Here is an 18,749-nt window from a genome sequence, read left to right as displayed (position 1 = left end):
AACGAAATATAACAAGGCGCTTAAGACGGACTGCAAACCTATGGCGGTTTTGATTCAAATTGGCTAGTGTGTTTACGGTAGTTAGTTTGAGTTTAGTGGTGGTTTGCAGCCACTTAGCTTGGCGTTAGGCAATATCGTAAGAGGACAAGTATTGATACAACTAAATGATCATATAGCAACACTGTCACATGTTATGTTCTCAACAGATGATGTTGTTGAATGGAGTGGCGTTTATCAGTGGTTGCAAATCGCCGCTTCTATTGAATCAGTCTCCCTTGATACTATCAAATACAACAATAGCTTTGGCTGGTGTTCACCTTCTGATGAATTTGACTTAGCTAGGGATAAGTTACTGCCGATCTTTGCTGAAAAGTTAGCCATTTTCAATTTTGTTTGGGGTGCTTTAGAGTCCACAATTGATATAGTTAAACCCCCTAAGAATCCAGATAAATCTAAGCGCGGAAAGATTAGAGATGCTTGTTTCTGGTTAAGTACCTTTAACCGCGCAGATTCAATACCAGAGTTACTTACTGAAACCACTATGTTCAGGGAGTTAGCCCAACAATCGATTGGCTATGAACGTGTCGAAACCAGAATTGGTGAATTGAAAGAGTTTGGTGTTTCGGGAGTTGGTTTATACGCTGTATATGAACTTAGAAATCTATTTGCACATGGTAGTATGGAGTTCCCTTACCCTGATGGTGAAAATAATCCTGTCTGCCCAGAGATATCTTTGGTTGAAACTGCAACACGTATAGTCCTGTTCTCTATACAATTATTGATGTTAAAGCACTTTCCTCATCCAGATGACTATGAAGTGTTTCTGACAACCGTTACAGGTCACATTGATGGTGATATCAAGTTAGCTGACGCCTTGCGAATGTGTCACTTAGAGGTCAACCAACTAGAGGCACAGCTGACGTTGATATAATTGCCTAACAAACAATTCAAGAGGGATTCGTAACGCGTGGCATTTTTGCTATGCGTCAGTTTTAGTGATTAAGGCGGTTTGCGGCGGCATCGGTGTTGCGTTACTCACCCCTTAATTGGGCGTTATGCATAATCGTAAGAGGATGATGAATGAGTGTATTATTGGTGGCAATATCTGGTAATTGGAATGGTGGCAATAATGGTCAATATCCTCTTGTTTTGGAATACGACTCCTCTGAAATTGATAAGCCTTTTATTTCCAGTATGGGCTGGGGACATGGCTACTCAGGTAATAGCTTCAGCGCTGATGGCTTAAGAAAGTCAGGTGTTTTAGAATATTACAACAGATCGGAATCGTTGTGGGCTTATGAAATACTAGCTTCGGCATCACATAGAAAATTAGATAGCCATCAAACAGCTGCGCTGTTGTTGGGGAAGCTAGCTGGCAATGAGCCGTGTCTTCCCTGTGAGTTACGTGCAAAGTTGCAAGGAAATGCATAACAAAGCATTTAAGAGTGATTCGCAACGCTTGGCAATTTCGCTTCGCTCAAGTATAGCCAATCGTCGCTCACACCTTAACGCACCGTTAGCTGGAAAATTAAAAGAGCAGTTTTGCTCCGGTTATGTGGTTCGAGCTTTACACCTGAAATTCCACGTCTTTCAACTATCTCGCCAGTGGCACTTTCAATTAAATGGCTGAATCTACCCAAGTCGTTTACTTTAATGATGTGTTTGTCGAGTTCTTTGGCGTGGTTTCTTTGATGTTGAAAATAGTTCGCGACCAAATTCGTCTTGAGCTTGCTATTGTTTGCTTCATCGTAATTTTTATTGGTCAGTTATGTTTCGTGGGCTAGGTTTTAGTTTTATAGCTGTCCCTTTTACATTGCGCTCGTATAGTCATAATGTATTCCAAATTATGCATTTGGGTGCAAACATCAAGCTTCAACGCAACCAGCTAACAAGGCGCTTAAATCGGACTGCAAACCTGTGGCGGTTTTGGTTCAAATTGGCTAGTGTGTTTCCGGTGGTTGTTTTGAGTTTAGTATTGGTTTGCAGCCACTTAGCTTAGCGTTAGCCCACTGTCGCAAACTTTGGAGTAAGTTCACAAACTAGAATAGTGGATTGTTATTCGTGGTGGTGCATATTGATATAATCTTCAGACAAAATAAAGATAGGACGAACGTTATGTCTAAAAGCGTTAAAGTTGGCGATATAGGTACTGACCATGATGGTTTTCCACCTACTCCTGTTACGGCAGGCTCTCCTGATGTGAAATTTGATGGTCAACCCGCAGCAAGGGTTGGAGACCCGCTAGCTCCACACGATAAACCCAAGCATCCCCCTCATGGACGTACGATATCGTCCGGTTCATCAACCGTCAAAATAAATGGTAAACCAGCAGCCATTACTGGTGGCGCAATTAGTTGCGGAGGGGTAACGATTGGTAGTGGTACAGTGAACATCGGTGATGTATATCAGCCTGCGGAAATGTCTGCGTTATCAGCTTCATCATCCTCAACAGAATCTCAAGCTGCTATTCAAACTAAAGCTCAAAAAGCGCATTCTTCAGCGAGTGTAACCGAAGCTGTTGCTTCGAAATCCGCTCAAATTCCACAAGGTTCAGGTTATTGGCCCCCGTATGATTTTACTAAAAGTGAACAACTTGATGTTGAGTATACCCGAAAGGTTGTTGACCTAGCGGTTATGTCGCTAGAGGAAGCTGAAGAGTTTGCCAATAACTTATGGTTGGAATACAACGGCAAAGATACGTTAGATAACTCCAAAAAAATCTGGGATGGTGCAGCAAATGCTAAGGATGCCTATCAACTCGCTAAAGGGTTAGGTGGTATGGGTGTAGTGGCTTATGTCAAACCTGCCAATGGTCAAGACTACGTAATAATCAAAGGTTACAAAAAACACCTAAAAACTCTCGTTAAAGGTAACTGTTGGCGTGCAAACAATCCTCAGGTTGTTCAGCTTGGTTTGGGCACAAAAAATATGGCACGCAACATGTTGAAAGTAGGGTTGGTTGTCGACATCACCTTCGCTATTGCAATAAATGCCGTTGATGTTTATGTGCACGATGAAAAAACAATGATAGATTTTGTGGGTAGGTCAGGTTCCGACATTGCAAAGGGTATGCTAGCAACGGGCTTGGGGACACTGGCCGCTGTAGGCTTGAGTGCACTTGGTTTCCCTCTTTTAACTGTCGGTGTTGTGTTTGCGTTGGTTTCTGTTGGTGCGGGTTTTTCTCTTGACAATATAGACAATACGTACGGAATATCAGATGCGCTTGTTGAAGTTATGAAGGAATAAAACTAGTGGTATTACGATTAGCTTTGGTTATGTTTTTTTTACTTTTTTTGGCTGTATTGATATGGCTTGGTCTCTATAATGAATTGTTAATGCCATTCAAGGCGTTGGGTGATAGAGTGCGTTTGCTGTCTTACTTAAATTATTCAATGCTAGTTGGCAGCATTCCTTTGCTCCTAGGTGTTATCTCCATTATTTTTCATCAATTACTGTACCCTAAAAAAAGTGTCGCCGAGTATGCCGATAGATATAAAGGCATTTCGATTAAACTCACTTGCTTTACAGTTGCATTGTCGATATTGGCGATTGTTCCTCGCTATTACTTAGGCTATCAAGTGGATAAAGCTGGGTATGTAAAATGTTCTCAGGAGTCACGTACATCCTCAAAGAGCAGTTGGCGTATTTATGCTAAGAAGAGAGCATTGTGTAAGTCTTCATCTGGCATCGCGGGCGGTTAAACTTGGGCTAACAAACGCTTTAAGACGGATTCGCAACGCGTGGCATTTTTATCATGCGTTGATTTTAGTGATTAAGGTGGTATGTATTTACATCGTGTTACGTTGCTCACCACTTAAGCGGGCGTTAGCCCACTATCGCAAACTTTGGAGTAAGTTCACAAACTAGAATAGTTGATGATTATTCGTGGTAGTGCATATAGATATAATCTTCGGACAAAATAAAGATAGGACGAACGTTATGTCTAAAGGCGTTAAAGTTGGCGATATAGGTACTGACCATGATGGTTTTCCACCTACTCCTGTTACGGCAGGCTCTCCTGATGTGAAATTTGATGGCCTGCCCGCAGCACGGGTTGGAGATCCGTTAGCTCCACACGATAAACCCAAACATCCACCCCATGGACGTACCATTGCGTCTGGTTCATCAACTGTCAAAATAAATGGTAAACCAGCAGCCATTACTGGTGGCGCAATTAGTTGCGGAGGGGTAACGATTGGTAGTGGTACAGTGAACATCGGTGATGTATATCAGCCTGCGAAAAACTCCGCGTTATCATCTTCATCGTTCTCAACAGAATCTCAAGTTGCTATTCAAACTAAAGCTAAAAACGCGCATTCTTCAGCGAGTGTATGCGAAGCTGTTGCTTTGAAAACCGCTCAAATTCCACAAGGTTCAGGTTATTGGCCACCATATGATTTTACTAAAAGTGAACAACTTGATGTTGAGTATACCCAAAAGGTTGTTGACCTAGCGATTATGTCGCTAGAGGAAGCTGAAGAGTTTGCCAATAACTTATGGTTGGAATACAACGGCAAAGATACGTTAGATAACTCTAAAAAATCTGGGATGGTGCAGCAAATGCTAAGGGAGCTTATCAACTCGCTAAAGGATTAGGTGGCATGGGGGTTGTGGCTTATGTAAAACCTGCCAATGGTCAAGACTATGTAATAATCAAAGGTTACAAGAAACACCTAAAGACTCTCGTTAAAGGTAATCGTTGGCGTGCAAACAATCCTCAGGTTGTTCAGCTTGGTTTGGGCACAAAAAATATGGCACGCAACATGTTGAAAGTTGGGTTGGTTGTCGATATCACCTTCGCTATTGCAATAAATGCCGTTGATGTTTATGTGCACGATGAAAAGACAATGGAAGATTTAGTGGGTAGATCGGGTGCTGATATTGTTAAAGGTGTTGTTGCTACGGGGGCAGGAACTCTAGCCGCAATTATAGTCGCAACTGCTGGCACTCCCTTGTTAGTTAGTGGGTTAATTTTTTCTGGTATGTCCGTCGGAGTGGGTATTGCTCTAGATTGGGCTGATAATGAATTTGGGGTGTCTGATTCGTTAGTTGATTTGTTGAAAAAGGGTATGTAATGAAAAAAATACAAATCTCAGGGATTGTATTTTTTGCGCTTTTTCTTGTCGGTTATTTGGCAATTGGAGCGCCAGAAGAATTGGCGCTTCCCTTTCTGCCATTAGAGCTAAGAGTCAGGTTGCTTGGATATACATCCTACATCGCATTAGCAATTCTTCCTCCTTTACTCCTAGGAAGCATTGGTATAATGACGCATCAGTTATGTCATCCACAAAGAGAAGTGACCTCTTATAGTAAGGTCTGGCTCAAAGTTGCTTATATTTCACTAACTATAGGTTTACTTGCACTAGTTTCAAGAGGTTATCTCGGCTACCAAGTAAATAAAGCTGGTTATGTAAAGTGCATCAATGAGTCACGAACTTCTTCTAAAAATAGCTGGAGGGTTTACGCAAAAGATTTAAGTTTGTGCAAGTCTTCATCTGGTATAGCTGGCGGTTAAAAACTGGGCTAACAAAGCATTTAAGAGTGACTCACAACGCTCGGCGATCTCAGTTTAAAGTTGGTTTTAGTGTTTAAGGTGCAGTGGGTTAGGTAGGTGCTTAGCGTTGTTCGCACCTTAATTCGGCGTTAGCTGGAAAATTAAAAGAACCGTTTTATTCCGGTTTTGTGGTTCAAGCTTTACACCTGAAAGCCCCCGTATTTCAACTATCTCGCCAGTGGCACTTTCATTTAAGTGCTTGAATTCGACCAAGCTGTTTTACTTCTAATTGTGTTTTTGTCGAGTTCTTTGGTGTGGCTTCTTTGAAGTTGAAAGAGTCTCGTGACTAATAAAGTTCTTCGCTCGTTATGATTGGCTTCATCGTTATCTTTCGTGGGCTAGGTTTCAGTTTTATAGCTGTCCCTTTTACATTGTGTTCGTATAGTCATAATGTATTTCAAATTATGCATTTGGGTGCAAATATTAAACTTCAGCGTAACCAGCTAACAAGGCGCTTAAGTCGGACTGCAAACCTGTGGCTGTTTTGGTTCAATTGGCTTAGTGTGTTTACGGTGGTTTTTTGAGTTTAGTGGTGTTTGCAGCCACTTAGCTTATCGTTAGTGCCAAGGCTAATGTACTAGGAGAGTCATGTCTAAATTAAAAGAGTTATGTAAAGAGTTAGAAAACCGATTTTCAACTAAGTTCTTTGTATATTTGCCAAAAGGATACAATGAAAGGGATGAGAAATGGCCGCTAATTATTTCGCTTCATGGCAGTGGGGAACGAGGCACCGATCTAGAATTGTTGAAGAAAGAAGGGATGCCAAAGCTGATCGAGGAGGGCGTTGAGTTTCCTTTCGTAATGGTCTTTCCTCAATGTGAAAAATTTTCAGCTTGGGAGCCTGATAGAATTAAATTGTTGGTTGATGAGATTGTAGACACCTACCATGTAGACCAATCTAGGCTATACCTTACCGGTTATAGTCTTGGAGGATACGGAACTTGGGCTACCGCAATTAAGTACCCCGATCTGTTTGCTGCAATAGCCCCAATTTGCGGCTTTGCGATGTTAGGTGACGTTGCTAGACTCTCAAAAATTCCGGTCTGGACCTTTCACGGTGAAAATGACGAAGTAATGCCGTATAAGTTCACAGAGGAAATAGCTAATATCATTAACAAAAATGGCGGTAATGCCAAGTTTACTCTTTATAGCGATACTGGCCATAATTGCTGGGATGAAGCGTATAAAAGTGAAGATCTGTATAATTGGTTTACCTCGTATAAAAAGCACTAACAAGCCAATTCACCCGATTCCACAACCGCCGCGCGATTTTTGCGGGGTAAAAATACGCGCCTCGGTTGTTCCACGGGTGATTGGGGCGTTAGCTGGAAAATTAAAAGAGCAGTTTTGTTCCGGTTATGTGGTTCGAGTTTTACACCTGAAATTTCGCGTATTTCAACTATCTCGCCAGTGGCACTTTCAATGCACTGATTTATTTTACCCAAGCGGTTTACTTTTAGTGGTGCGTTTGTCGAGTTCTTTGGTGTGGCTTCTTTGAAGTTGAAAGAGTTTCGTGACTAATAAAGTTCTTCGCTTGTTAGGATTGGCTTCATCGTAATTTTTCTTGGTCGGTTATGTTTCGTGGGCTAGGTTTCAGTTTTATAGCTGTTCCTTTTACATTGTGTTCGTATAGTCATAATGTATTTCAAATTAGGCATTTGGGTGCAATCATCAAGCTTCAGCGCAGCCAGCTAACAAGAGACTATTGCGTCAATAGTTAATTTCTGGCGATATTGTTATCCCACATTACACCGTCTCTGAGCATCGAATTTAAGATCACAACCATCTTTCTCATACCGGCAACTATCGCCACTTTTTTGGGTTTTCCTACCGCAAGTAATCGTTCATAAGTCATCTTAAACACAGGGTTACATTGTATAGCTGACATCATGGCCATATAGAGAACTGTCCTTACCTGTGTTCGACCTCCTTGGATAATTCGCTTGCCTTTGTACCGACCACTTTCCTTGGTAATGGGAGTAACGCCTATAAGAGAAGCAGCTTGTTTGTTGGTGATATAACCAAGTTCAGGGACATTGCTGATGAGCGAAACTGCAACGACTTTCCGTACGCCAGGCATACTTTGTAAAAAGGTATTTTTATCTCGGTATTCGGGGCACGTATCGATGAGTTTTGCGATCTTGATTTCAGTTCTTTCAATCTGATTTTTGAGAGCAGTAAGGATAGGTTTTATTGATGAGGCGATAGCCTTTGGTAAGACTTGCAACCGGTTCTTTTCCATAGTTTGCATAGAGAGTAGTTGATTGCGTCGAGTAACTAAGTCACTCATTAAACGTATGTTTTCACTCTTTAACTGTGTAAGTTTTGGTTCAATCGCTTCGGCATAATGTGCGATAAGAGCAGCATCTAATCTGTCGTTTTTGGCTCTTTTCCCTATCGCTCCAGCAAAGCGTTTAATGTGAAGTGGATTGGCAATAATATAAGGTAATTTCGCTGGGCATCTCTAGGCGGCCAGTGGCTTCGATAACAACGCGTTTAGGGCAGTGTTTCTTAATGACTTTAATCGCTTCGTTGATCCCCTTGTCAGTGTTCGGTACGTTGAAGTAAATATCGAGAGGGCGGATGTAAATGTCTAATTGTGACTTACCAGTTTCAACGCCGACATTAATGTTTTGAAGTGAGTTTGTATTCATAATAAGCTAACTCATGCTTACAAATGCGGGATCGAGACCCAGAAGACTATTCGAGTGTGGTGCTTGGAGTTCTATCTGGCGTTCGTACTTGTTACCGGTCTCTCGATAGAGGAGCCAACATTTAATCGAACTACCAGATAGAGAACTTTAGTTGCAGCTAAAGTCTGGGGTTCACCTTACCCGATTGGATTACTTATTATCCATACAAGCATTTAAGAGGGATTCACAACGCTTGGCCGTTTTGGTTTAAATCCGCTTTTGTGTTTACGGCACAATGGATTAGGTTAGGTGGTGGCGTTGTTCACCCCTTAAGCTTTAGAATTATGGAATTATGGAATTATGGAATTATGGAATTATGGAATTATGGCCATCAATTTTGCTAACAATATGAAAAAGCCAGTCCCCCAAAAACTCCAATAGCCTAAAGAATTGATCCACATAAAAATTTTAAACTTAACAGACTTTGTTTTCACTCGAGCTTTTATAAATGGATAAGCTAGACAGTAACTGGTAAATCTACTTGATATCGAATATGGCATATTATGATTTAATCTCATATTCCCATTACTGTCATAATATTTATCTAGATCTTTTGCTAATTGCTTATCGATAAAAATAATATGTTTTAAGCTACCTAAAGATATGACGGAAAGAATTATTGCTCCAGGGATGGCCCAAGCAATTAGATAACAACCAGCTATAAAGCAGGAATTATCACTGCTAAATCAAATATTGAATGTTTCATCTATTCAATCGCCAATTCATATAATGAATAAATTCCATCGGAAAACTCTTTTCCAAGAGTTGAACCTAATATTCCCCCCGCAGAGCCCCCTGCTACAAACGCCCCTATAGACGCAACTGCAATTACAGGGGCTGATGCTGTTCCAAGTAGAAGTAAGACACCTCCAACTGCCCAAGTCGCCATTTTCCCACTCACGACGCATATGGCATGATGAGCAAGTGCAAGTAATGGGGTCTTTCCAAAAAGGGCAACGGTAGGGTGTTGTCTTGTCATAAGTTTCGTATATGGGCATGTTTTTTCTCAGACGTTTTAAAATACACGTATCTTAATTCCAAATGTGCACAGGTAAAAATTTGCCCAATAGATACGCATCAGTATGAATTTAGGCTGATTTCATGAGGTTTTAATTAGCTCTCGTATTACAAGAAGTGAAGATGTGTTAAACGCTTGGCGGTTTAGGTTTAACTTAGGTTTAGCGAATCATGCAGAACGTATAAGTTACCCTTACTGTGTTCAGAACCAATACACTAATCGTCATGTTTTCTATCGAAAATTCTTTATATCTTAGAAGGCAATTTGTTGCTCGTGAGCATGTTTTTGCCCACCGTTTTTTCGCGTTATCATGCAGTTGCAGCGAATAGCAAGTGAAGGTATCCCTAAGATGGTTCGAGATATGAGTTCGTATAATATGCGTTGGATAGAGGGAGATACTTTACCCGAATCTCCTAAACGTAAACTTTCTCCCAAAGAGAGATACTTAAAGCAGCTACAAGAGAATCATCGACAATCTGATGAAGCGTGGGCTTATGTTCAAGCAAACGAAGAGCGTTATGCCTTACAAAGAGCAGATGTTATGGCTCGCCGGAATGCTTCACAAATGTTTGATGATTCTCTTCAAGATACGCTTAGATCAGAATGTTCGCTAGAAGAGGAAATGGCGAAGAATCATCAACATGTGCTTATTGTTGACTTAGAAGATGCTCACAAAATTTTGCACAATATATGGTTGGAGTCTGGTCGTGATGTTGTTGCCATTGCCACAAGCATCAATACTTCTAAATCATGGTTTAACCATACAGAACCGATGTTTAATGCCCATTCTATCGCTAAGCGATTTGGGTATTAAAGCAGATTTAGTTGAGAGTAAAGGAAAAACCTTTGTGGCATTTGCTGGTACGGATAAAAACGGCAGAACCCTGAAACATGCTTTTATTAACGGTACTCGTATCAATATGAACGGCAAAAAGTACCCACTGAACTCTTTCAAATCTATGCAAGCAGGATTCAGTCCGAAATCAAAAGCGTCCAACTTTAAAGGTGCAGCCGCATTAACGTTTGTGGTGTCTGCAAGCTTAGCGACATCGGATCTTGTGTTTAAGGATGACTATCACTTGGTTAATTGGTTTGGAAATGTGGGCTCCGACATGTTTAAAGCGTTAGTACAATTTGGGGCTGGAGAGGCTGCGTTGTTTGCTGCTGCATTCTATGGCGCATCAATCCTATCAGGATCAGTCATTGTTGTTTTAGCATACGTTCTTATAGAGGTAGTGTGGGCAGAGTACAAGATATCCGACAAAGTTGTAGGAGGAATTAACAGTGCACTTGAGTAATAAAGTCAGAGTTGTTGGCGCTGCTCTTCTTTTGTTCATCGTCGGTAGTTGGCTATGGATATGCAATTTTCTACTAGGTGATTATCTGGCACTTTTGAACCATGAACCTATAGTCCGTTTGTCTGTAATTACGCTATGGGTTCCTATTGGTGCTATGGGAGTATTATTGACTATGTTGGTCATGTCTCCTAAGGCGCTAATTAGGGGGAAAAAGATAAATGAAGTTTATTCCGCTAAAGCAATACAATTAGCTAACAAGGTTTGTATGTACTTTGCATTGATAGGTATAGCCTTCGCGGTAGGTTGGACGTATCACTCTATCGATTTATTAGAACGATATGGATATGTCTACAGCAGAGATTTAACAAAGATAACGCCAACGGGTATTCATTTAATGTATGTGCGAGCAAATTAAAACGTACAACGTAGAGGCACCAACATCACGAACAGTTTAATTCGGGTTCACAATGGCTGGTGGATTAGCTTTAGTGATTACGGCGCAACGTTTAAGTGTGTTGGTGGCAGTGAACACAAGTTATTAGAGAGTTGTTATCAACTCATTATTATCAGGGTTCAGTAAAGTTCTGTATCTAGGGAAGCAGGGGTTCTATATACTTCCTTATTTCAAAGGAAAGTAAAAATGGAAATGATCATTGTCTCTTCTGAACAACAGAAGCGTCTCATCATGCTCTTTAGTCGTACCATCTCAAAAATGCCAGACAAAGCTCTTCTAAATGATTTGGGTTCGTACCAAGTTAACTCTACAGTTTATCCAGCTTTCAAAGCTGCCTCGGATCTTCGAGTGGAGCGTATAAAATTGCCATTTGGGGATGATAAAAGAGCGTCGCTTGAAGGGGGAGATTTCCTTTATCGGTATTTATCTCGAGGCTATATTTGCCTTGGTGATTTCAAGGGACAACCTAAACCAGACTTAACACAATGGGGTGTTCGCTCAGTTCGTAAACTACCTAAAATTGGATTTGGTTTATAAAATTGGCTGCTAAATAGTTAGCTGCAAAGTTTAAGTGTGGTTTTCGTGTTTACGATGCAAAGATCTGAAAGGTTTTGTTGAGGGACAGTGCTACTTACTCTTTAATGTAGCGTTTTACAAATTTAACTTACGTGCAGAGCCCCGAACTAAGGCAATATTAGGTACCTGATTATAAAAAACCGTCAGAAGACGGTTTTTTAACGTAATTATAAAGAGCTTAAGCACAGCACTTTTTGTACTTTTTTCCGCTTCCGCAAATGCATGGTTCATTGCGGTTTGGTGTTTTGTCAAAGGTAACCGTTTTAGGTTTATTCAATAGCGTATCTAATTCAACCGTGTTCTCCGGTTGCTCCGAGTCCACGATAATATGAGCCACAATAGAGTGCTCAGACAGCAATGTTTCGATCTCTGCTTTACGAGCTAGTGTTGGGACGACAACATTGATTGGAGACTCCTCAGTGCCTGCTTTTACATCACGCTTTACGTTGTAGCCTGAAATAACGTGGTTTTGTCTAGCATCGATTCGACCTTTGAAAAATAGTTTGGACATTTGCAACTCACTGATAGGTTGGTGTGGCGTAATTGGGTCGCGATTATACGGAACTATTACATTTGATAAAGAAGTTCCTACCATATGTATTGGATTACGCTATCATGCGCAATTGACCAAATTGTAGTGATTCATGATTATACCAACAAAAAATCCTTCTTCTTCAGATGTATCTTGCTCAAATTGCAAGGCATGTTGTTGTCGTCTCGAAGTTATGATTATTTCAGATACTGGCGTGCCAGAAGAATTTATCCAACGTGACCAGTATGGGGGGGAGACAATGATGCGACTACATGACGGTTGGTGTTCTGCTTTAGACCGAGATACTTTAATGTGCTCAATTTATGATAATCGTCCTTGGATATGTCGCGAATTCGAAATGGGCTCTGACGAATGCTTGGATGAGCGAGTTAAATTCCTATAAAACATTGATTTAATTAAACATGTTTGTTGCTGGGTTGCTTCCTCGTTACTGAGGAGGTTTCAGAGAATGAACCGTGCAAACTAGTTTAAGAAAGGAGTAGACTGCTTTCCAACACTTAGAATTTTTAGATTACGGTTGAATGTTGTATTTACGACGTAAGGGGTTAGGGTATGTGGCTACGTAGCCTAATACTCTATAAGTCAAAAATAGGAGCAGAGTGTGAAATCTAAGCATGTTGGTGAACTAGTCTTGAGTGAACAACAAATTCGAGATGCTGTTGAAATAGTCGCTGAAAAACTTAACAGACAGTTCTCTGAAGCGGTTGTTATTACAATTGTGCCAGGTGGTATTTTGTTTACTGCTGATTTGGTTCGTAAATTAAAGTTCGACATCAAAATGGACTATATATCTTGCCCACATACTCCCGGAGACAGCAATAATCAATCTGCGATTATATTCCATGAGAATATCCCACTCCTCGGCAAAGATGTCATTATGGTAGACGATGCAATAGAGTCTGGTGGCACAATGAAAAGGTTAGTTTCTTATATTCAAAACAACTATGAAGTGAGATCACTTTCAGTTGCTACGTTGTTTGTTAAGCCAGGTCGTGTCGATATACCAGTGACACAATACTACGCCTATGAAATGACAAATGACGATTTACTTGTTGGGTATGGTTTACCTTGGCAAGACGAATTAAGGAATATTCCTTACATATCGAAATTAGTGAAATAGTCTTCCTATAGAATAACTAGATAGTTAGTTCGGATCCTTAACGTTCTGTAGTTATGGGTCGCGTCAAATGCGCGCTGAACTTATCGCATAAAAGGAACAAATATGGTTGTGCTCAGACAAATGCAGCAAGAAGAGTTTCCGGCTTATTGCCAGTATTTTATCGAGGATTATAGTCAGGAAATAGCTGCGAATTATGGTCATTCTATAGCTCTAGCAACAGAGTTGGCTGAAAAAGAACTGCATCGTTGCTTTCCTGATGGTCTCAAAGGTAGTGAGCATTCATTGTTATGTATTGATGCTGAGGTTAATGGACAGTTGAATCTTGTTGGTTATTTGTGGCATACAATTAATGCTACAGAACAGTCTACCTTTATATATGACTTTTTTGTTTCCTCTGAATACCGTGGCTTGGGCTATGGAACTGAAGCTATCTCAGTTTTGGAAAAACAGTTACAAGAAGTCGGCGTTAATCAAATAAAGCTAAGAGTGGCCTATCAAAATGAACGAGCCCTCCAACTGTATAAAGAAATCGGCTTTGTTATTACTGGCTTTAATATGGCAAAGAACATCGCTACGTTGTAACTGCTACATCTGTTGAATCAGTTTGCTTATCATTTTTCCTCAGTTTTAGTTCGACAAACTGAATCAGTTTTTACCCTTTAATGTGATTTTTTAAAAGGAGTACTAAATGAGTTCTGTTGAGATTAAAAACGTCGTTTTCGACATTGGCAATGTTGTCGTTCGTTGGGCTCCTTTGGAGATTATCAGGCTCACATTTGGAGACAACAACGCTGTTGAAGAGAAAGCGAAGTCAATATTTCAGTCTGAAACTTGGTTTCGTTTGAATAAAGGTCAAATAACAGAAAATGATGCGAAAGCTCAATATAAGGACGCTCTAGGGCTAACTGAGTTAGAGTGTGAGCGCCTGTTTTATTACGTGAAACAAACTCAAATACTCATTCATGGCTCTGTTGACCTAATTAAACGCTGTAAGTCTGCGGGCTTAAATGTTCTAGCGTTAACCGATAATGTTCATGAAATTGTCTCCCACTTAAAAAACACCTACACATTCTGGGATTTGTTCGACGGGGCAATAGTTTCAGCAGATGTAGGATTATTGAAACCTCAGCCAGAAATCTACCAGACTCTGCTTTCTCAATATGAACTAAAAGCGTCGCAAACAGTGTTCATAGATGATATGCCTTATAACGTGAAAGGAGCAGAATCAGTTGGTATAGCAGCAATCCAGTTTGAAAATGTTTCCCAGTGTGGACAAGCTTTAAGATCATTAGGTGTACAGATTTAATGGTATAACAACGTTTGCTACGAGTTTACGGTGGTCAATTTCCGTTTTGTTATTTTTAGGCTTTTCCTTGGCTGGGCAACTTCGTTACTTCTGTTGTGCTTACATATTTAAGTACTGTTGATTTATACAGTTTCATGCTCTACTGTTTGTAGCGTTAAGTCTTTAAACCGCAAACAGGAGAATATGATAATGATTAAAGGAAGCTGCTGCTGTGGAACCGTTCAGTTTGAGCTGAGTGAAAAACCAAGCATGATGGGCACTTGCCATTGTTCCCGCTGTCGTAAAGTTGGAGCCAGTACATTAGTTTTTGTAAATTCTAATTCTTTCAAAATCACTAATGGTAGGGATAAAATCGCGACCTACAAGGCTGTTGAACCATATAAATACAATAGATGTTTTTGTTCTGTTTGTGGGACGTCACTTGGTGAGGTGTTATCTGATGTTAAGTCATTTCCAGTTTCAGCGAACTGTTTCGATGGTGAACTGGATATCGAAAATCAGTTTCATGAATTTACGTCTGAAAAGCCCAAATGGTTAAAAATTGGCGATGATGCGAAACAGTTCTGTGAGCATCCAGAATTCTAGGCTCTTTAGTTCAAAAACTTTGCGCTATACAAGGATTCAACGCTTGGTGTTTAGCGTTGAATTAAATACATTTTGCATAAGCAGCGTCATGCCTGAACTTGACTAAAAATAAGGAATTTCATGTGTTTATCAATGAGGCATCTAAACAAACGGGAGCGACTCAAAGAGCAATAAGATTATATGAATCTCTCGGGTTGTTGAGGGTTTCAAGATCAGGAAAGTATCGGGTTTATACTCAAGAAAATATCAATCTCATAAATATAATTAAAGAGGCTCAAAGTCTTGGTATATCGCTTGCCGAATTGGCTAAATTGAAAGGCAAGCAAGATGATTTTGACTGGAAATTGGTGAGTGATTTTCTGATTCAAAAACAACAAGTGGTAGAACAGAATGTAAAAGAGTTAGAGCTTCAAATTCAACGTATTAAAAGTTATCGAATTTCGATTGATAAGTGTGTTCAAGAGCTTGACTCTGACCTATAGGTAAGAGTCTAAACTGCATTTTTCTATCTATATCGGATGTGCAAGTTTATGAAAAAAGTATTGGTTATCAATGCCAACCCCAAGTCTACTAGCTTATGCAAATCGTTGGCAGAACGATATATCTCTGTTGCGAAAGAACACCACACCGTTGAACAAATTAATATCGGTGATTTGAATTTTGAAATAAGTTTAGACGAGGGATATGACAGAGTTACTGCCTTGGAACCCGATCTATTGGAATTTCAGCAGAAGATCCAGTGGTCAGAACATGTTGTTATCATCAGCCCTGTATGGTGGGGAACGATCCCTGCAAAATTTAAAGGTGTAATTGATAGAACCTTTTTACCGGGTTTCTCATTCAAATATGTAGAAGGAAAATCATATCCGGAAAAGTTGCTGAAAGGACGTACTTCAGAACTCATTATTACACTCGATAGTCCACCTCTTTGGTATAAGTACGTAAAAGGGAATGCAATATATAAACAGCTAAAGCACTCTATTTTGGACTTCTCTGGTATTAAAAATATATCTGCAACTTACTTTGGACCCGTTATCCATTCTAAGAGCGATCATAGGAAAGATTGGTTGAATAAAGTTGCCAAGTTAGCGCGCAATATAAGTTGAATGATGTACTAGCTCAGTTTCCTTTTAATCGGGAATGTTTAGCCAGCCATAAAGTGAATGAATTAGTGCCAATAAACGTTTTGTTAAAGCGAGGGTTCCTCATTTAGAGTTTGGCTAATACCATGGTGTTTGTGAATAATCACCATGGTACAGTTATTTCACTTTGTTATTGAGTTGTGCGTGTTTGATTATCAGTAGGGCACTAAAAGTAATTAGTTTGGCTAAGGAGTGTACATGCTTAATAAGGAAAATACTGGGCTTATTATCGTAGATGTTCAGGGTAAACTGGCCAGATTAGTGTCCAATAGTGACGCGGTGATATCAAATTGCGCAAAATTAATTAAAGGTGCTCAAGCTCTTCGTTTGCCGATCGTTTGGTTAGAACAAAACCCAAACAAACTGGGTCAGACAGTTGAAGAGTTGAAAACTCTACTGAATGATCGCAACCCCATAGCTAAATTTACTTTTGATGCCTGTCGAGAGCCCAATTTTGTAGAAGCTATTAAAACATCCGGTAAAACCTCGTGGTTGATTTGTGGGATTGAGGCGCATATATGCGTCTATCAAACGGCTATCCATCTCAAAAAAATGGGTTTTGAAGTGAGTTTAGTCTCTGATTGTGTTTCTTCTCGTGACCAATCGAACAAAGATCTTGCGATACAAAAATTAGCTGGTTCAGGTGTCGATATTACTGGGTTAGAAATGTGTCTCTACGAGTTAGTTGAAGATTGCCGCGCACCAGAGTTTAGAGAGATCCTTAACTTAATTAAGTAGATAATTACTATCAAATGGTTGTGCGTAACCTTAACCTCTTGGTTGTATTGATGCTTGTAAGTGATACCTAGATTTTGGAGACTCCAATGAAAAAAATTTTGCTCATCATTAGCTCGTTAATTTTAGGTGGCTGTTTGGGAATGCCGCAAACAGTAAAGCCTGTTACTGACTTTGAACTTCAAAACTACCTTGGCAAATGGTATGAAATAGCACGTTTAGATCACTCTTTCGAAGAAGGATTAAGTCAAGTAACTGCTGAGTATTCTCTTCGTGATGATGGCGGAGTGTCTGTGCTAAACAGAGGCTATTCGGCAATCGATGATGAATGGAAAGAAGCAGAAGGGAAAGCTTACTTTGTAAATAGCGAATCAGAAGGCTACCTCAAAGTTTCCTTCTTCGGTCCTTTTTACGGCTCTTATGTGGTATTTGCTTTAGAACGAGACAATTACGACTATGCATTTATCTCTGGCCCGAATACCGACTACCTTTGGTTGTTGGCGAGAACGCCAACCGTAGAACCTGAAGTTATGACTAGTTTTGTCCAAATGGCGAAAGAGCGTGGTTTTGATACAGATAAGCTAATTTTTGTTGAGCAGGAATAAAACCTATTTGACTGAAATGCTATGCAAAGAGCTGTCTTAATATGCCGATGAAATAGAGATTAAAAATGATTAGAAAATACAGTGGTAACGACCTAGATTCCGTCATTGAAATTTGGCTCGCGGCTTCGATTAAAGCTCATAGCTTTGTACCGGAAGATTTTTGGCGCTCGCAAATAGGCAATATGCGTGAGATCTACATTCCTGCTTCGGAAACTTACGTTTACGAACTTGACTCTGAAGTCGTTGGTTTTTATGCATTGTATGAGAACAACCTAGCTGCAATCTTTGTCAAACCAGAACTGCAAGGTAAAGGTATTGGTAAGCGGCTAATCAATCACGCTAAAACTTTACGTCAAACAATAGACCTCAATGTGTACAAAGAAAACCAAGCGAGCTATGACTTTTATCGATCGCAAGGTTTCAAAGTGGTGAGCGAGCAAACCGATCCTCATACTGGACATCAAGAATTCACCATGAGTTTTAATGTGTAAGCGGTAAATGACTTTAAGCTGTGAATTTCCTCTCTTTGCTGAGCTTGATTTGATGTGTTATTAAACGGGCTACAGCTGCAAAAAGGGTGGTAAACCTAACGCTAAAGATTAGAATACGCGCTCAGAATAACTATCCGCCAGAAGACCACTATGATTCGTGACTACACCTTTGACTGCCTTGTAACTATGCCTCGCCATGAATTGGAAGAATTCAGCGTCAGAATGATCAGCAAAATGGTTCCTGAAGACGTAATGAATGAAATCTTTACGTTTGAACAAGAAGAAGTTGATAGTGAAGAACGCATGATGTCAGCGCGTTTAGATGCAATGCTGCGTATGACAGCCATTGCGCTAAGTGAAATTCAGCAAGCTTTTGATGATTCAGAAAATGCTAAACAGAACAGTGAAAGAATGACTCGCTTAGTTCTTTGGCACTTCTACGCAATATCGTTCAATTTGGAGCAAGCGATCACGCTTGAAACACACTGTGAACTGGTTGAACAGCTACTCACTAAAGCGCCCGTCGATGCATTTGGTTGGGTCAATGCGCTTACAGAGCTGTTACACACTTATGCGGATATCAACGCAAAGCAAAATCCTCAAGATTAGATTAATTATC

The 18,749-nt window shown here is 40.2% G+C and carries 21 protein-coding genes and 4 pseudogenes; 23 read left to right on the top strand and 2 right to left on the bottom strand.

Features of this window, described 5'->3' with window-relative positions; translation table 11 throughout:
• The first annotated feature begins 151 nt into the window (after nucleotides 1-151).
• From L3V23_RS18145 to L3V23_RS18095, 9 genes and pseudogenes are all read left to right on the top strand, one after another.
• A complete protein-coding gene (locus L3V23_RS18145; protein WP_102967403.1) occupies nucleotides 152-931 on the top strand; it encodes a hypothetical protein in 780 nt (259 codons plus the stop codon).
• Between the two features lie 149 nt (nucleotides 932-1,080).
• Nucleotides 1,081-1,431, top strand: coding sequence for a hypothetical protein (locus L3V23_RS18135; protein ID WP_102967404.1), 351 nt, complete (start codon nucleotides 1,081-1,083; stop codon nucleotides 1,429-1,431).
• A 191-nt stretch (nucleotides 1,432-1,622) separates the two neighbouring features.
• On the top strand, nucleotides 1,623-1,784 hold the full coding sequence (locus tag L3V23_RS18130) for a hypothetical protein (RefSeq protein WP_180980384.1): 162 nt from the start codon (nucleotides 1,623-1,625) through the stop codon (nucleotides 1,782-1,784).
• Between the two features lie 331 nt (nucleotides 1,785-2,115).
• A pseudogene (locus tag L3V23_RS18125) lies at nucleotides 2,116-2,397 on the top strand (type VI secretion system PAAR protein); the annotation flags it as partial.
• Nucleotides 2,398-3,335: 938 nt separating this feature from the next.
• Complete coding sequence (locus tag L3V23_RS18120; protein ID WP_180980489.1) at nucleotides 3,336-3,701, top strand: DUF1240 domain-containing protein; 366 nt, start codon at nucleotides 3,336-3,338, stop codon at nucleotides 3,699-3,701.
• A gap of 238 nt (nucleotides 3,702-3,939) precedes the next feature.
• Nucleotides 3,940-4,221: pseudogene (locus L3V23_RS18110) on the top strand (type VI secretion system PAAR protein); the annotation flags it as partial.
• A 389-nt stretch (nucleotides 4,222-4,610) separates the two neighbouring features.
• Complete coding sequence (locus L3V23_RS18105; RefSeq protein ID WP_146029424.1) at nucleotides 4,611-5,075, top strand: hypothetical protein; 465 nt, start codon at nucleotides 4,611-4,613, stop codon at nucleotides 5,073-5,075.
• Nucleotides 5,075-5,515, top strand: a complete 441-nt coding sequence (locus tag L3V23_RS18100; protein ID WP_042487452.1) for a hypothetical protein — start codon at nucleotides 5,075-5,077, stop codon at nucleotides 5,513-5,515. Before L3V23_RS18105 ends, L3V23_RS18100 begins: the two co-directional genes overlap by 1 nt.
• Nucleotides 5,516-6,142: 627 nt before the next feature.
• Nucleotides 6,143-6,787: a prolyl oligopeptidase family serine peptidase gene (locus tag L3V23_RS18095; protein ID WP_102966513.1), complete on the top strand. Its 645-nt coding sequence runs from the start codon at nucleotides 6,143-6,145 to the stop codon at nucleotides 6,785-6,787.
• A 484-nt stretch (nucleotides 6,788-7,271) separates the two neighbouring features.
• Here the strand turns inward: L3V23_RS18095 and L3V23_RS18090 are convergent.
• Nucleotides 7,272-8,208, bottom strand: a pseudogene (locus L3V23_RS18090) (IS110 family transposase).
• Nucleotides 8,209-9,641: 1,433 nt separating this feature from the next.
• Between L3V23_RS18090 and L3V23_RS21435 the strand changes: the two are divergent.
• From L3V23_RS21435 to L3V23_RS18065, 3 genes and pseudogenes are all read left to right on the top strand, one after another.
• A pseudogene (locus L3V23_RS21435) lies at nucleotides 9,642-10,563 on the top strand (hypothetical protein).
• A complete protein-coding gene (locus L3V23_RS18070) occupies nucleotides 10,550-10,978 on the top strand; it encodes a hypothetical protein (RefSeq protein WP_102966515.1) in 429 nt (142 codons plus the stop codon). Before L3V23_RS21435 ends, L3V23_RS18070 begins: the two are co-directional and overlap by 14 nt.
• A gap of 225 nt (nucleotides 10,979-11,203) precedes the next feature.
• Nucleotides 11,204-11,554 (top strand): hypothetical protein, encoded by a 351-nt coding sequence (locus L3V23_RS18065; protein WP_042482225.1) that lies wholly within the window; start codon nucleotides 11,204-11,206, stop codon nucleotides 11,552-11,554.
• 217 nt (nucleotides 11,555-11,771) lie between these two features.
• Here the strand turns inward: L3V23_RS18065 and L3V23_RS18060 are convergent, their stop codons facing one another.
• Nucleotides 11,772-12,104 carry a PBPRA1643 family SWIM/SEC-C metal-binding motif protein gene (locus L3V23_RS18060; protein ID WP_102966516.1) on the bottom strand — a complete coding sequence of 111 codons (333 nt, stop codon included), beginning with the start codon at nucleotides 12,102-12,104 and terminating at the stop codon, nucleotides 11,772-11,774.
• Between the two features lie 133 nt (nucleotides 12,105-12,237).
• Between L3V23_RS18060 and L3V23_RS18055 the strand changes: the two genes are divergently transcribed.
• From L3V23_RS18055 to L3V23_RS18005, 11 genes are all read left to right on the top strand, one after another.
• Entirely contained in the window at nucleotides 12,238-12,528 is a 291-nt protein-coding gene (locus L3V23_RS18055) for a YkgJ family cysteine cluster protein (protein ID WP_102966517.1), read from the top strand.
• Between the two features lie 219 nt (nucleotides 12,529-12,747).
• Complete coding sequence (locus L3V23_RS18050; RefSeq protein ID WP_102966518.1) at nucleotides 12,748-13,266, top strand: phosphoribosyltransferase family protein; 519 nt, start codon at nucleotides 12,748-12,750, stop codon at nucleotides 13,264-13,266.
• 102 nt (nucleotides 13,267-13,368) lie between these two features.
• Complete coding sequence (locus L3V23_RS18045; RefSeq protein ID WP_102966519.1) at nucleotides 13,369-13,848, top strand: GNAT family N-acetyltransferase; 480 nt, start codon at nucleotides 13,369-13,371, stop codon at nucleotides 13,846-13,848.
• Nucleotides 13,849-13,954: 106 nt separating this feature from the next.
• Nucleotides 13,955-14,572 carry an HAD family phosphatase gene (locus L3V23_RS18040; protein WP_102966520.1) on the top strand — a complete coding sequence of 206 codons (618 nt, stop codon included), beginning with the start codon at nucleotides 13,955-13,957 and terminating at the stop codon, nucleotides 14,570-14,572.
• A gap of 189 nt (nucleotides 14,573-14,761) precedes the next feature.
• Complete coding sequence (locus L3V23_RS18035) at nucleotides 14,762-15,157, top strand: GFA family protein (RefSeq protein ID WP_102966521.1); 396 nt, start codon at nucleotides 14,762-14,764, stop codon at nucleotides 15,155-15,157.
• 122 nt (nucleotides 15,158-15,279) lie between these two features.
• Nucleotides 15,280-15,639, top strand: a complete 360-nt coding sequence (locus L3V23_RS18030) for a MerR family transcriptional regulator (RefSeq protein WP_102966522.1) — start codon at nucleotides 15,280-15,282, stop codon at nucleotides 15,637-15,639.
• Nucleotides 15,640-15,687: 48 nt separating this feature from the next.
• Complete coding sequence (locus L3V23_RS18025) at nucleotides 15,688-16,263, top strand: NAD(P)H-dependent oxidoreductase (RefSeq protein WP_102966627.1); 576 nt, start codon at nucleotides 15,688-15,690, stop codon at nucleotides 16,261-16,263.
• 234 nt (nucleotides 16,264-16,497) lie between these two features.
• Nucleotides 16,498-17,037, top strand: coding sequence for a hydrolase (locus L3V23_RS18020; protein WP_102966523.1), 540 nt, complete (start codon nucleotides 16,498-16,500; stop codon nucleotides 17,035-17,037).
• 86 nt (nucleotides 17,038-17,123) lie between these two features.
• Complete coding sequence (locus L3V23_RS18015; protein WP_102966524.1) at nucleotides 17,124-17,639, top strand: lipocalin family protein; 516 nt, start codon at nucleotides 17,124-17,126, stop codon at nucleotides 17,637-17,639.
• A 65-nt stretch (nucleotides 17,640-17,704) separates the two neighbouring features.
• Nucleotides 17,705-18,130, top strand: a complete 426-nt coding sequence (locus L3V23_RS18010) for an N-acetyltransferase (protein ID WP_102966525.1) — start codon at nucleotides 17,705-17,707, stop codon at nucleotides 18,128-18,130.
• Nucleotides 18,131-18,280: 150 nt separating this feature from the next.
• Complete coding sequence (locus L3V23_RS18005) at nucleotides 18,281-18,739, top strand: exoribonuclease R (RefSeq protein ID WP_102966526.1); 459 nt, start codon at nucleotides 18,281-18,283, stop codon at nucleotides 18,737-18,739.
• Nucleotides 18,740-18,749 lie beyond the last annotated feature (10 nt).

It is taken from the genome of Vibrio sp. A1-b2, assembly GCF_021726015.1.
Classification (GTDB): Bacteria; Pseudomonadota; Gammaproteobacteria; order Enterobacterales; family Vibrionaceae; genus Vibrio; species Vibrio diazotrophicus.
The sequence above is the reverse complement of the archived record's forward strand: the minus strand, read 5'-3'. Positions and strand labels throughout refer to the sequence as shown.